This window comes from Pedobacter terrestris (genome assembly GCF_052343045.1).
Taxonomy (GTDB): Bacteria; Bacteroidota; Bacteroidia; order Sphingobacteriales; family Sphingobacteriaceae; genus Pedobacter.
In genome coordinates, this window is sequence record NZ_CP180264.1 from 2,824,682 (window position 1) to 2,838,243 (window position 13,562).

Annotated in this window: 11 protein-coding genes and 1 tRNA gene; 6 read left to right on the plus strand and 6 right to left on the minus strand. The window is 38.4% G+C overall.

What is annotated here, in order from left to right; translation table 11 throughout:
* Positions 1-81: 81 nt before the first annotated feature.
* The gene (locus ACJVDH_RS11945; protein WP_443943633.1) at positions 82-1,842 is read right to left on the minus strand and encodes an FAD/NAD(P)-binding protein; all 1,761 of its coding nucleotides are present in this window, start codon (positions 1,840-1,842) and stop codon (positions 82-84) included.
* A 138-nt stretch (positions 1,843-1,980) separates the two neighbouring features.
* On the opposite strand from ACJVDH_RS11945, the gene ACJVDH_RS11950 reads away from it, so the two are divergent.
* Complete coding sequence (locus ACJVDH_RS11950) at positions 1,981-2,565, plus strand: DUF1543 domain-containing protein (RefSeq protein WP_443943634.1); 585 nt, start codon at positions 1,981-1,983, stop codon at positions 2,563-2,565.
* Between the two features lie 185 nt (positions 2,566-2,750).
* On the opposite strand, the gene ACJVDH_RS11955 is transcribed toward ACJVDH_RS11950, so the two are convergent.
* The 3 genes from ACJVDH_RS11955 to ACJVDH_RS11965 form a co-directional block, all read right to left on the minus strand.
* Complete coding sequence (locus ACJVDH_RS11955) at positions 2,751-3,149, minus strand: DUF983 domain-containing protein (protein WP_443947623.1); 399 nt, start codon at positions 3,147-3,149, stop codon at positions 2,751-2,753.
* Positions 3,150-3,226: 77 nt separating this feature from the next.
* Positions 3,227-3,805, minus strand: coding sequence for a Crp/Fnr family transcriptional regulator (locus ACJVDH_RS11960; RefSeq protein ID WP_443943635.1), 579 nt, complete (start codon positions 3,803-3,805; stop codon positions 3,227-3,229).
* A 153-nt stretch (positions 3,806-3,958) separates the two neighbouring features.
* Positions 3,959-4,945 carry a D-alanine--D-alanine ligase gene (locus ACJVDH_RS11965; protein WP_443943636.1) on the minus strand — a complete coding sequence of 329 codons (987 nt, stop codon included), beginning with the start codon at positions 4,943-4,945 and terminating at the stop codon, positions 3,959-3,961.
* Positions 4,946-5,169: 224 nt separating this feature from the next.
* Here ACJVDH_RS11965 and ACJVDH_RS11970 point away from each other — a divergent pair, with 224 nt between their 5' ends.
* The 5 genes from ACJVDH_RS11970 to ACJVDH_RS11990 all read left to right on the plus strand — a co-directional run bounded on the left by ACJVDH_RS11970 (position 5,170) and on the right by ACJVDH_RS11990 (position 8,603).
* Complete coding sequence (locus tag ACJVDH_RS11970) at positions 5,170-5,937, plus strand: PASTA domain-containing protein (protein WP_443943637.1); 768 nt, start codon at positions 5,170-5,172, stop codon at positions 5,935-5,937.
* 23 nt (positions 5,938-5,960) lie between these two features.
* On the plus strand, positions 5,961-7,016 hold the full coding sequence (gene mltG, locus ACJVDH_RS11975) for an endolytic transglycosylase MltG (protein ID WP_443943638.1): 1,056 nt from the start codon (positions 5,961-5,963) through the stop codon (positions 7,014-7,016).
* Position 7,017: 1 nt separating this feature from the next.
* On the plus strand, positions 7,018-7,428 hold the full coding sequence (locus ACJVDH_RS11980) for an acyl-CoA thioesterase (RefSeq protein ID WP_443943639.1): 411 nt from the start codon (positions 7,018-7,020) through the stop codon (positions 7,426-7,428).
* A 5-nt stretch (positions 7,429-7,433) separates the two neighbouring features.
* Entirely contained in the window at positions 7,434-8,423 is a 990-nt protein-coding gene (locus ACJVDH_RS11985) for a YihY/virulence factor BrkB family protein (RefSeq protein ID WP_443943640.1), read from the plus strand.
* 95 nt (positions 8,424-8,518) lie between these two features.
* Positions 8,519-8,603 (plus strand) — tRNA-Ser (locus ACJVDH_RS11990).
* Between the two features lie 129 nt (positions 8,604-8,732).
* Here ACJVDH_RS11990 and ACJVDH_RS11995 read toward each other — a convergent pair.
* Positions 8,733-10,463 carry a RagB/SusD family nutrient uptake outer membrane protein gene (locus tag ACJVDH_RS11995; protein ID WP_443943641.1) on the minus strand — a complete coding sequence of 577 codons (1,731 nt, stop codon included), beginning with the start codon at positions 10,461-10,463 and terminating at the stop codon, positions 8,733-8,735.
* A gap of 11 nt (positions 10,464-10,474) precedes the next feature.
* On the minus strand, positions 10,475-13,555 hold the full coding sequence (locus ACJVDH_RS12000) for a SusC/RagA family TonB-linked outer membrane protein (RefSeq protein ID WP_443943642.1): 3,081 nt from the start codon (positions 13,553-13,555) through the stop codon (positions 10,475-10,477).
* Between the last annotated feature and the right edge of the window lie 7 nt (positions 13,556-13,562).

Genomic DNA, 13,562 nt, shown 5'->3' on the forward strand with positions numbered 1-13,562 from the left:
ATTTGGGTTGAAAATTATACTTAATAAGGAAAAAACTAAATCCTATTAGTTTTTTTCATCAAAAACTACATAAAGATCAGCTTAAATCTTTTGTTTTTTTTCAGTTTGAAGCAAACGATCGATTACAGAAGCCGAAGCAGCTTCGCAAAAATCAATTCCGGAGTAATCGGGGTTGAAACCGCCAATATAAGGTACAGCAAGAATATAAATGCGGTTATTGGCCTCTCCTTTTTCATCTACAACTTCGAAATAATCATTAATGGTAATGCCGGGAACAGACAATACATATACGCCTTCATCATTTTGCTTTACCTTTTTATTGCCCTTTTCCATTTCTGAGCGCCCAAAGTCTTGATTTTTGAAACGTAAAGTAGCGGAGCTGATGGCGCCTTGATTTATCAAACTTTTAAAAGGAAAATCATCTATAGAAAGATGTGGCTGGCCAACACAATCTACAAAAGTTTCAAAATGCTGCGTTATATTTTCACCAGATTCTGATGTGTATACATAATTTACGCCACCATTTGGTTGCGGAACAATTTCACTATCCTCTCCAACAGCAACCAGCGTAAGAATACCGGCATTGTTTAAAGCCATTAATTCCCTGCAGGAGCTTTGAGGTACAAATGCAATCACCAAAGAAATTAACGGCATCAATACTTTTTGCAGCCGGATCATATCTTCTGCCGGAAGATATTTAGCGGGATAATTCATCGTAAAACTCAATACAGCCAATACTTCCTTCCAATATATAGAGGTACGTTGCGCTATAGATTTTTCGGCCTCTGCATATTCCTTTTTAAACAATTCAAAGGGATCACCTTTCTCGCGGTAATGCATCATTGCATCAACAAATTCTTCGATTGTCAAATCTTTAATCTGCTCAAAAAATTCGGGCCTTTTCTCTATAAACAGTTGCTTAAAGTTGTGCTCAAACAAATAATCCAATGAAACAAAACCTCCATTTTTTCTGGCAAAATCATCAATTTCTTGCCTACTTAATGTTTCATCTTTGCCAAGATGGGAATCTTCAAGATGAAAACGAATTGCCGGCAAAAGTCCGTTTCTGGAATGCATAACCAGTTTAAAAGCGGAACTTGCTTCATGCAAAGCGTAATAAAGTTCTCCGTCGTTTCCTTCATAAAAATGGCCATTATTTCTGGCGAGCGTCCGCACAGCATCTATTGCAGTCAAAGATGCACCTTTAATCCCTACCGGATGATTGACCGCTTTCGCAAGTTTCTTTGGCGGATAAGGTGAATCAAAATAGCCTGCTACTTTGTCTTCATTTTTTTTTGGCCAGTTGTGACCGGTACATACTATAACCCGATCAAAAAAGACATCTGCTTCACCTTCAATACATACCCTAATCTGCTTATGTTCTGGATCATCTTTCACATCCAAAACATTAGATTGCAAATGAATCTGAACAGGAATGCCAAGTTCTTCAGCCTGATCGCGCAATTCCGCAAATTGAGCAGACAAATACTCGCCGAAAAATAACCGTGGCAGTACTTTGTATTCATTAAATTTTTCCGGAACAATGTTAAAACGAGACAATACTGCTTCTGGCGCTTTGTAAACCCAATCCTGAATATGTTCTACAATTCGCGGAATTTCATTATCAGAAACGTTGGTAATATGCTCCTCATTTGCGCCTTCCAAACTGTAAGGCATTCCCATTCCAAGTGTGTTTTTTCGCTCAAAAATATCAATAGAAATGCCGCGCAAGCCAGATTCTATAAATCTCTTTAACATAAATAAACCGCTCGGCCCGCCACCTAAAATGGCTATGCGTTGATTGGAATTGTTTAAAATATTGCTTTTGTAGTGGTTATTCATATTCAAGTGATCGTATAGCTTAAATCACTTTTTAGAAAAATTGTTTTGACAATCCATAAATGGCGTAGTAATACTTCTCGAAATCTGTAGAAACCAATTTCGATGTATCGTGTTGTATCCTGAAAAGTTTTTATGTAAATGGATAGCATCAAAAATCATCAAACACAAAATTTAAAACTCTTTCAATTACTTTTGGGCTCTAAAGCACCTGCAAGAAATGTAGAACAGCATGATTATTTTTTCGGGATTGGATATGAACTGAAAGATTTAGTTCCGCACATTAAGAAGTTCTGGCCAGAAGCCGGAGCAAGCATACATATTGATGGCTGGCGGGAAGTAAATTTTGTAGAAGGATATCAAATTACAGTAAATGAACGTGCCGCAACTGAAACCGACACCGAGCATAAGCTTTTTTTTATAAATCTTGGTGGTTATCAGCATCAAAAACTGGAAGAACAGCATCATACTATTCTTACAGTACAAACTGATCGGGCAACTGCGGTGCAGCATTCAAAAAAAACGGTCTTTTTTAAGGCAAATTCTATTAAAGGTGCCAATTCTCATATTGATGAAAAGTACGGAATAGATGTAGACGATATTTATCGGATTGAAGATATCCTTTCGCCAGAATTTAAACAACGGTACGTGTTAAATATCTCTCCTGCAGCTGCGCCAGTAGAGGATGAAATCCATTTGGGATATTTTAAACTGGATAAATTGTAAAAAGCAGATCGATTATGTAATTATCCCTAAAACACTTGAGGAAATCACCTTTATCTTATGTTCTGTAAATTTAAGACTTTTTATTCCGCTGAACATAGAATAAAGGAGGGTTCCACGAGGTTTACGCTAAGAATAAAACCAAATTCTTCTGAAGTTAATTGGAAATCCACAATAACAGAATTGGCTTATTTAGAATCGCCACTACCAGGGATATAATGCAAACCTGGAGTAAGATAGTGCAAAAGAATTACACGCGAGTAGCGGTAGTTAAATGGAGAACACAGCAACACGCCAAACAAAATTAAGCCTACATAATACCAAAGGTTTTCGTAAACCAAAGGCAAACCAAGCACATAAGCCGCCACGCCAATACTGATAATTTCGGCTACATTCATCGCGTAGCTCACAAACATGGCAACGTAGAAAAATCCGGGTTCACGTTCAAATTTCAAATTACAATGCGGGCAGTTGATGTTTGTTTTTTGCACTTTAAATGAATAAGCATTACCTGTAAAAATCTCGCCTTTGCGGCAACGCGGACATTTACACTGAACGAAAGCCTGAAATTTAGATAATTCTGCCATAGTGATTGTATTCATGCAACAAAGTTAGCACCTCGCAGCGTAATGGTTTATGATCTATATCATATCGAGGTCAAATCTTATTTAAGAATTTTTCCTTTGCGTAATTTGATCGTTTTGTGCAGGGCCATTGTCTTGATTGCACGGATTACAGTTTCTACACGTAAGCCGGTCATGTCTGCTAAATCCTGCCGCGTTACATCAAGTACTTCTCCGTCTTTTAATGGCTCCGCTAAATGTCGGATAATTGTGCTGAGCCGATGTTCTGCTTTCTCATTTGCCAGCTCTTCCAGCATCATGGATTTATAAAATAAACGATCGCTAAGCGTACGGATTAAATCTAAACTAAAATCGGGGTGCGCTTTTATCATCGCGAAGAAATCTTTCCTGGCAACGGGAACAATCTTCGTTGCTTTATTTACGATGGTATAGGCCAGATAAGGTTTATCTAAAATTAATGCAGGCTCGCCAAAGTAATCTCCAGATTTGAAAATGCCCTGAATAAATTCTTTTCCATCTTCACTTACGGTAACCATTCGGATTTCGCCACTTTGTATAAAATACACAAAACGCGGTTTCATTCCGGGTGCGTACACAACAGCATCTTTTGGATACTCTTTAACCCGAAATCCCTGGTCTATAAATTTTTCGATATCCATAATTTTTTGGCCTGAAGCGGAAGAGCGGAGAGCAATTAGCGAAGAGCATTCAGTCGGCTTGTCGTTGAAAATAAAATCCGTCTTATTTTTCAAGTTTGAAATACTTAGCTTGATTTCTGCTTTCTAACCTTTTTACTCCAAACTTTTCCTTTCCTATCCGATCGTTTCTTTCAGCAAACGTGTATAAAATTCTTTTAAAGTTAAACCCATAGCAGCCACTTGTTGTGGAATAAAACTGGTTGCGGTTTGTCCGGGGATGGTATTAATTTCAATAAAATAGAAGTTACCTGTTTCTTCCTGAAGGAAATAATCTACACGCACAACGCCTCTGCAGTTCAATTTTTGATAAACATCTGCAACTACTTGTTGCACGCGTTTCCATTCTTCATCAGACATGCGGCCTGGTGTAATTTCTTCAGTTGCGCCGGGCGTATATTTGGCTTCAAAATCAAAAAATTCATTGGCGGGGATAACTTCAGTTGCAGGCAAAACGGTAATTTTTCCATCTGCTTTAAAAACACCAACAGAAAACTCGCGCCCACTGATAAACTCTTCTACCAAAATCTGTCTATCTTCTTTAAAAGCCTTTTGCAATGCATTGTCGAGATCATTGGTGTGCTTTACTTTAGTCATTCCGATACTGCTGCCGCCATTATTTGGCTTAACGAAATAAGGGAGTTTCAATTTTGATCTTACCAGGCTTGCGTTATCTGGATCGCCAGAAAAAAGCTGAACAGATTTAGCTACATTCAAATGTTCAATCCCATCAACAATGGCCTTTGTATATGCTTTATTCATCGTAATTGCAGAAGTCATTGCATCGCAAGTGGTGTACGGAACATCCATCATATCAAAATATCCCTGTAGCTTTCCATCCTCTCCCGGTGATCCATGAATAACAATAAATGCGCCATCGAACTTAATTTTTTTGCCTTTAATGTTTAATGAGAAATCGTTTTTATCTACTTCAACTTTTACAGAATCTGCAGGTTCATAAAACCAACCTTTATCGTTAACCATAATTTTGTACACATCATACAAATCGGCATCTAAATTCTGGGCAATGGTAGCAGCACTTTTTACGGAGACAACCCACTCTCCCGTAGTTCCGCCAGTTAACAATGCAATTGTTTTTTTCATGTTAAAAATCCTCTTTTATAAATAGAATTGAAGTTTAAATATATCCCCAAAAATATAAATATCTTTGTGCAAAGTTTAATTTTGATTGATATTGTACAGGAATGAACAATTGTAACGTTTAGGTGTTTAAGCTACAAAAAATGCCACTACAGCGATTATTCCTTCAATTAAGCATTATTGACTACATTTGAATTTGTTTGCATAAACCCCCGAATTTAATATTCATGTCTAAATTTATTGATTACTTAAAAACCAAATCCTTCAGGAACAACATTTTAGCCGCAGCAATAACCGTAGTGGTACTTTTACTTATTGCTTTTTTCAGTTTAAGGTATTACACCAAACACGGCGAAGGTTTAAATGTGCCAATGGTTAAAGGGCTCTCTTTTGAAGATGCAGTGAAAAAACTGGAAGATGCCGGTTTAAAATATGAAGTAGATTCTGTATTTATTATGGATCAGCCTGCCGGGATTGTGATTGATCAAGACCCCGATCCAAATACTTTTGTAAAAGACAACCGAACCATTTATCTGACCATTAATGCGGGCAAAACACCGAATACTAAATTTCCGGATATTGCTTTCAAAACCCTTCGCGAAGCGCAGGCCATTATTGAAAGTTCGCGATTAAAACTGGGCGATACCACGTACAAGCCAGATGTAAGCAGAGATGTAGTGCTAGAAGCCAGTTTTGGTGGCCAGGAAATTAAAGCTGGAGATATTATACCAGTAGGTTCTAGAATTAACCTGGTTTTGGGGGATGGCCGCGGAAATGAAGAAGTTGATGTACCGCAATTACTTGGCTTAACAATTGATGAAGCTAAATTTAGTTTGAAAGGTTCTATGCTTAGCCTCGGCACGCTTATATATGAAGGTCAGATAACCGATAGCGCAAATGCTATAATCACCAAACAAGATCCAATGCCTACAGATTCTGTAAGTAAAGTAGCTTTAGGAACCAGAATTAATGTAACCTTATCTAATAAACAGTAGAAAAATTTACAGACATAAATAAAATGACTGACGCAGAAAAAAACAGTACCAGTACAGGCAAAAAAATAGCCATCATCATCACTATTGTCGTGATTTTAGTAGCTGGCTACTTTGCACTTGATTTATATAAAACTTATTTTGCAGCAAATATTACAGGCAATCAAAAATATCTGTATGTCCGTACAGGAAGCGATTACAATGCTTTGATCAAAAATCTTGAAGCGAAAAACATCCTTAAAAGCGTTCCGGCATTTGAGCGTGCAGCAGGCAAAATGGATCTTGCGAACAATATTAAACCCGGCAGGTATCGGGTTAAAGTTGGAATGACCAATCGGGGTTTAATTAACATGATCAAAGCTGGAAATCAAGACCCTGTGAAGTTGAAATTTCAGAATATCCGTAAAAAAGAAAATTTTGCAGCTTATCTGGCAAATAATCTCGAAGCGGATTCATTGCAATTTATCCACGTACTGGACAGTACCACGCTCATTTCTAAATACGGCTTTAATACAGACAATGTTTACACCATGTTTATCCCAAATACATATGAGATGTATTGGAACATTGCCCCTGAAGAGTTTTTTGAGCGTATGCATAAAGAATATGATAAATTTTGGACAGATGAACGCAAACAAAAAGCAACCAGTTTAAACCTAAACCAAATTCAAGTGTATACACTGGCATCTATTGTAGATGCAGAGGCTTTATTTGATAAAGAAATGCCCATTATTGCCGGATTGTATTTAAACCGTTTAAATAAAGGAATTTTATTGCAAGCCGATCCGACAGTAATTTTTGCAAATGATGATTTTACTGTGAAACGTGTAACCGGAAAACTGTTGCAGGTTCAATCTCCATACAATACATACAAATACGCTGGTTTGCCTCCTGGCCCTATTATGATGCCAAGTATTGCTGCTATTGACGCAGTATTGAACCGCGATCAAAACAATTATATTTATATGTGTGCGAAGGATGATTTTTCGGGTTACCATAACTTTGCAGAAACCAAAGCAGAACACGAGATTAATGCAAAAAAATACAGAGAAGCCTTAAATAAGAGAAATATTTTCAAATAACATGTTTATTCACGAAACGAAGGTTAAGGTGCGTTATGCCGAAACCGACCAAATGGGCGTCGTATATCACGGCAATTATGCAGAATATTATGAAATTGCGCGTACAGAATGTTTTGAAGCCTGTTCTGGTATTACTTATGAATCTATGGAAGCCGACGGCGTCATGTTGCCGATTTTGGAACTTCAATCTAAATACCTTAAACCTGCATTTTACAACCAGGTTTTAACTGTTAAATCTATCGTAAAAGAATTGCCCACAGTGCGCCTATATGTGGAATATGAAATTTATAACGAAGCAGAGCAACTGATAAATATTGGAAAAACTACATTGGTTTTTGTAGATAAACAAACACGCAGGCCTTGCCATCCGCCCACCAACTTTATGGATGGCGTACGCAAACACTTTATTTAATTTCAATGGAATGGGTACACAGGCAATTATTACAATTTAGGTTTTATTCGAAATTTATCGAGTGGAGCAAAAGTTGTGTTCTGCCTGGTTTTAGTCCGTTGCCATTGTATACGGTTGCTACTTTTTTTTTCCGCGAGATCGGGAAAGAATCCCTGGTTAATAAATCGTCTTCATTAGCTTATAGCTTTATGCTGGCCATATTTCCAGGAATTATTTTCCTTTTCACCTTAATTCCCTTTATCCCGATCAATAATTTTCAGGATCAGCTATTAGGATTAATTGAATTGGTTTTACCACACAATGCATACGAAGCCTTTGAAACTACGTTGAAAGATATTGTAAAAAATCAGAATGGGCGTCTACTTTCTTTCGGGTTTCTATCGGCTATTTTTTTCGCCACAAATGGTGTTAAAAACCTGATGAAGGCTTTTAACAAATCATCATTGGTAACGGAAACCAGAAGCTGGGTTAAGCAGCGTTTGATTGCACTTGCGCTTACCATGACGATTTGTATTTCGATTATCATCTGCATAAGTGCAATGGCTTTAGGCGAAGTACTGTTAAACCATCTGAAAAATGAATTACACATTAGAGATAGTTGGTCTGTTTATGCCATTCAACTTACCCGATGGACTTTACTTGCAGCCTTATATTTTATCACCATTTCTATTTTATATCGATACGGACCATCGCATGCCAACAAGTGGAAACTTTTTAGCGCTGGCGCATGGTTGGCTACCATTCTAGCCTTTTTAACTATCTGGGGATTTTCATACTACATTAACCACTTTGCCCGATACAATAAAGTGTATGGTTCTATAGGTACCCTAATTGTTGTGATGATCTGGTTATACCTAAATTCACTGATACTTTTGATCGGTTTTGAGCTAAACGCAAGCGTTGATGTAAGCAAACGCAGTGTAAAAATTATCAGAACAAACTTCAATTTGTTTAAAAAACCACTTGAAAAAAACGACAAAGACAAAGGAAAATAATTTTTTCTACCTGTGTGTTAAGCAATTATAAATTTTATATAAAAAAAAGCATTTCGCTATTTGCAGATTACGCCGGAGTTTGTACTTTTGCCTCCGGAAAGCTGGCAGAGTGGTCGAATGCGGCAGTCTTGAAAACTGTTGACTGTAACAGGTCCGGGGGTTCGAATCCCTCGCTTTCCGCTTAACAAAAAATGCCACCCAATTGGATGGCATTTTTTGTTATATTTCAGTTGGCTATGCACTTATTTGAATCTAAAGGATATCCCCAAAACCATATCTGTAACCATCTTGTAAATAAGCGCTTACTTGTCACCAACCTGCATTCTGAATCAATTTTACGTTCTTAGCAATTTCAGCTTCCGGAATCGGAAATAATCCAAATTGTTTTGGAAAAGCATGCGGACGAACATCGAATCTCGTATAGGTGTAGGTATTTCCTATTTTTGTTATCCGCATCCCTCCTGTCGGCTTAGTAAAGACAACATCGGCAATTTTCCATCGCCTTGCATCCCACATCCTATGTTCCTCAAATGCCAGCTCTATTTGACGCTCGGTTTGTATAATTGCACGCATCTGTTCTTGGGTGATTCCAGTTTTCAATCCATAATTTCCGTCTGTACCAGGTAATATTCCTGCACGTTTACGGATGATTTTTAACGTATTATATACCTCTGCAGTTGGCCCAGAATATTCATTGACAGACTCAGCATAATTTAACAGAATTTCAGCATAGCGAATTAACGGCCAGCATCTTTCCGTATTACCCGCACTGCCTTCTAACAACATTTTACGATCGAAATAACCTGTGCTATAAGCTATACTGGCACCTACGGCATCGGCAGTACCCGAACCAACGTAGGTATACACCTCCCGATCAGCATTTGCAGATGACAGGTACCACAATGCGCCGTTGTAAATAATGGAATTTCCAAACCTTGGGTCGCGGTTTACATAAGGATTATTTTCTGAATAACCAGACGCCGGATCTGTAATAGGCAAACCATTCGCCATTGGAAATGCATCTACTAAATTCTGACTGGCCACATGATAGTAATAGCCGCTTCTGGTTGGAGGCAGCAAATAGGTTTCGAACTCACGTTGATTACCACGCATGGCGCCAAATAAATATTCATTATTATAACGAATGTGGAATGTACGGTAAAAGCCATAACCCAGTCGCGTTGTATTGTCTTCATACAATGCATATTGTCCTGTGTTTATAACATCCAGAGCTGCTTGAGCCGCTTTGTTCCAACGTTCTCGATCATATGAGGAGTAGCCTGTAGCATCACGAACCGTTCCTGACGCCGCATATTGTCCACCATTAAAAAGTGGACTGGCTGCATACAGCAACATTCTAGACTTTAAGCCCATGCATGCGCCTTGTGTTACTCTTCCGTAATCTTCAGCGGGCTGTGCGCGAAAGGTAGGCAGATCAATTTTAGCAGCATCACATTCTGAAACAATATAATTTACACAATCGGAATAACTGGATCGTTCTATGCTGAAATCTTCTGTTATGTCGTAAACCTTATCTCCTAAAAGAGGAACGCCACCATACGTACGCACGAGCAAAAAATAGTACCACGCCCTTAGAAAGCGAGATTCAGCAATAACTAATTTTTTCTTCGCAGCACTAAGCGGTGAGTTTCCTATATTTTTTAGCAAAACGTTTACACGTCTAATATTTTCATAGGGCGTTTTCCACATATTTGCAAATTCTGCATTAGTAGAAGTAGCGCCCAGAGTTCCCAATGCACACATTACAGCAGAATTTTGTGCTCCGTTATAATAACCAGATGCCGCTTCATCGGCAATTACAGCACTACCTCCCGCAGCATGGTACGAGTACGGAAATAGAAAACCTACGTTAACATAGATTCGTGTTAAAAAAGCCATCGTATTTGCGCTATCTGCAAACGTTGTAGTCTCATTTAAAGTATTTGTATTTTTTTTATCCAAAAAACTATCGCCTTTTTTGCAAGAAACCGTGATCAACACTATTGCGCTGATTACCACTAGAATTGATTTTATTTTCATCTCTTCCTGTATTAAAAATTAACGTTTAAACCAAAATTATATACCCTTTGAGTTGGGTAAACTCCATATACAGATGTGGTACTATTTCCCGCTTCCGGATCTACCTGATAGAATTTATTTACATTCGTCCAGGTAATTAGATTGTTTCCGTTTGCATATATACGGATGCCTTTAACTTTTAATCTTTTGGAAATCGAATTGGGCAGTTGATAGCTAATTTCGGCCGTTTTCAACCGTAAGTAATAGGAATCTCGGGTCCAGAAATCTGAAAAATTATTGGTTACGCTTGGCCAATTGGTTAAGGTATTATTAAGTCTGGGGAACTGTGCTGTTTCAGCGGTTTCCGGTGTCCAACGTTGCAAATGAATTTCCTGAAAATTACTGCTCATCGGAACAATCGTTTCGGAGTGAAAACGCATGCTATATCCATATGCGCCCTGAAAGAAAAGATTTAAACTGAATCCTTTATACCCGAAGTTGAAATTTGCGCCATAGGTGGTGTTGGGAAGATTGGGCTGTCCGATTACACCTTTGTCATAGTCATTGATAATGCCATCACCATTCAGATCCTCATATTTTAAATCGCCGGCCATCACTGCAGTGGTTGGTTTTGCAACTGAAGGGTCGTTAATTTCCGTCTGTGTATAAAAACCAATTGCATGCCAGCCGAAATACTGCCCGATAGACTGTCCCGTACTGGCAAGCCAAGGATAGCTTGGCTGTGCTTCATCCATATACAGAATTTTGTTCTTGGCATAGGAAAAAGTACCTCGGATACCAAAATTGAAATCATTGTATTTTCCATTAAACCCAATTTCACCATCAAATCCCCTATTATTCACGCGTCCCAGATTTACTGGAGGTAAACCAATACCGATCGTATTTGGAACGCTTGCCCTGGTGGTCAATATATCGTACCGGTCGTTGTTGAAATAATCAGCTGTAATGGTTACTTTTCCTTTAAAAAGATTCATATCAAAGCCAATATTCATCTTTTTTTCCTTTTCCCATGTTACTTCGGAGTTGCCGAGCGTACCTTCCATAATTCCGTTATAGGTAGTGCTTGTCGTTCCAAAGGAATAGTTTGAATTGTAACTATAGGTCTGTTCATATTGATAAGCCCCTCCAATACCATCTGATCCAACGATACCGTAAGATCCTCTGATTTTAAATAAGTCTATAAACTTTAAGTTATTGGAAAAAAATTTTTCCTCAGCGACATTCCATCCCGCGGAAACAGCAGGAAACCACCCGAATTTTTTAGTACCGACAAAGCGATCGGTTCCATTGTACGCAGCGTTGAATTCAAACAGATATTTTCTTTTGAAATCATAACCAGTTCTAAAAGTAACCCCTCTTGAGTTTGTGGCAATACCAGGACCGTCATTTGTTACCGTGGTTGAAGTTATTGCGCTATTCTGATTCAGTAAAGCTAAACCATATAAATGGTGTTGGCCGAACGTGCGATCCCAATTAAGAGCGCCCTGAACATTGATTGTTCTGTAAATACTCGTATTGCTGTAGCTACTGGCTAGGTAAGGAATACGATACAATGTCGCATCTCTTGGCAGGTAGATTTGGGTATCAGGATTATAGTAATACATTGGGAATGAGCTTCTGCTTAACCCTTGGGAATAACTTTGTGCACTTGAATAGGAAACCAATACCTTTGCAGATAGTCCTTCGGTAAGGAAATTTAATTTTTGGTTTGCACTTGTTACAATATTTAAATCATTGTCAAAAGTCCGGTTATACCCCAATAATGCCAATCGTCCAACTACATTGGTTCCAGCCAACAAAGGATTATATCCGTAAGAACCATCCGGATTGTATATTGGGTAAGCCCACGAAGGCAGGTAACTATAGCTGTATATTTCCCCGATCAACCCGTTTCCGTTCGGACTATTTGTAATCGGCTCATTGGTTTCTCCGAACCTTCCGGTAAGATCCAACCGCAGACTCAAAGTTTTGGTAGCTTGAATATCAAGATTTGACCGGAAATTATAGCGTTTATAATAATAGTTATTGTTAAAACCACCTTCCTCATCACTAAAATCTTTTACCATACCATTTTGCCACAGGTAACCCATGGATACGAAATATTTGACACTTTCTGTTCCACCCTGGAAATCTAAATTGGTTCGGGATTGTAAAGAATTTTTATTGAACAGAGTTGAGTACCAGTCAATATCCGGATGACCATAAGGATCAGTTCCATCTCTATAAGCAGCAAGATCTGCTTCAGATGCAAAGAATTTATTATTGGTATCTCCTATATTTCGATAATACTCATTTGATAGTAACTTAGATTCATAAGAATTCAAGAAATTAGGTTTGAAAGTCAATTCCTGAAGAGCAACTTCTTGTCGTAAATTAACACTTGGTCTGCCGGCTTGTCCTCTCCTCGTTGTAATTACCAAAACCCCATTTGCACCCTTAATCCCGTACACCGCCGTAGTTGATGCATCTTTTAAAATCGATATGGTTTCTACTTCATTTGGATCAATCTGAGCTACTTTATCGTAACTATACTCTACATCATCCACAATAATCAATGGTGAAGTATTTCCGTTAAACGTACTTATTCCGCGAATAAAAAATGTTGCCCCGTCTTTGCCCGGCTGTCCGGTTCTTTGTTGTGCAGTAAATCCCGGAAGCCTTCCTGCAAGGGTATTTTGAATACTCGCTGTTGGGTTTTGTCGAATCTCCTTTGCACTAATAGAACTTACTGCACCGGTATTTGTAATTTTTTTTTGTTGACCAAAGCCAACAACTACAACTTCCTCCAAACCTTTGGCATCCGCTATTAGTTCTATCTGAACGCTAGTTTTACCTGCCACGTTCACTTCCTGGCTCAAATATCCGACAGCCCGGACAATGAGTACTTGACTACTTCCCTTCAGCGTGATCTGAAACCGACCTTCCACATCTGCAACTACTCCATTATTTTGTAATCCTTTTTCAATGATGGTGGCTCCCGGAATAGAACCTGCTTTCTCAGCAACTACGCCTTTTATCACCTTGGTTTGAGCCAACGAAAACAAAGGCAGAAAGGCCCATATTAACATTAGTTTTATAAGTTTATTTTGCATAACACAA

What these genes read in the sequence shown, in the direction of transcription:
- ACJVDH_RS11945 (WP_443943633.1), bottom strand. Translation starts at nt 1,842, where the DNA reads ATGAATAACCACTACAAAAGCAATATTTTAAACAATTCCAATCAACGC.
- ACJVDH_RS11950 (WP_443943634.1), top strand. Translation starts at nt 1,981, where the DNA reads ATGGATAGCATCAAAAATCATCAAACACAAAATTTAAAACTCTTTCAA.
- ACJVDH_RS11955 (WP_443947623.1), bottom strand. Translation starts at nt 3,149, where the DNA reads ATGGCAGAATTATCTAAATTTCAGGCTTTCGTTCAGTGTAAATGTCCG.
- ACJVDH_RS11960 (WP_443943635.1), bottom strand. Translation starts at nt 3,805, where the DNA reads ATGGATATCGAAAAATTTATAGACCAGGGATTTCGGGTTAAAGAGTAT.
- ACJVDH_RS11965 (WP_443943636.1), bottom strand. Translation starts at nt 4,945, where the DNA reads ATGAAAAAAACAATTGCATTGTTAACTGGCGGAACTACGGGAGAGTGG.
- ACJVDH_RS11970 (WP_443943637.1), top strand. Translation starts at nt 5,170, where the DNA reads ATGTCTAAATTTATTGATTACTTAAAAACCAAATCCTTCAGGAACAAC.
- mltG (WP_443943638.1), top strand. Translation starts at nt 5,961, where the DNA reads ATGACTGACGCAGAAAAAAACAGTACCAGTACAGGCAAAAAAATAGCC.
- ACJVDH_RS11980 (WP_443943639.1), top strand. Translation starts at nt 7,018, where the DNA reads ATGTTTATTCACGAAACGAAGGTTAAGGTGCGTTATGCCGAAACCGAC.
- ACJVDH_RS11985 (WP_443943640.1), top strand. Translation starts at nt 7,434, where the DNA reads ATGGAATGGGTACACAGGCAATTATTACAATTTAGGTTTTATTCGAAA.
- ACJVDH_RS11995 (WP_443943641.1), bottom strand. Translation starts at nt 10,463, where the DNA reads ATGAAAATAAAATCAATTCTAGTGGTAATCAGCGCAATAGTGTTGATC.
- ACJVDH_RS12000 (WP_443943642.1), bottom strand. Translation starts at nt 13,555, where the DNA reads ATGCAAAATAAACTTATAAAACTAATGTTAATATGGGCCTTTCTGCCT.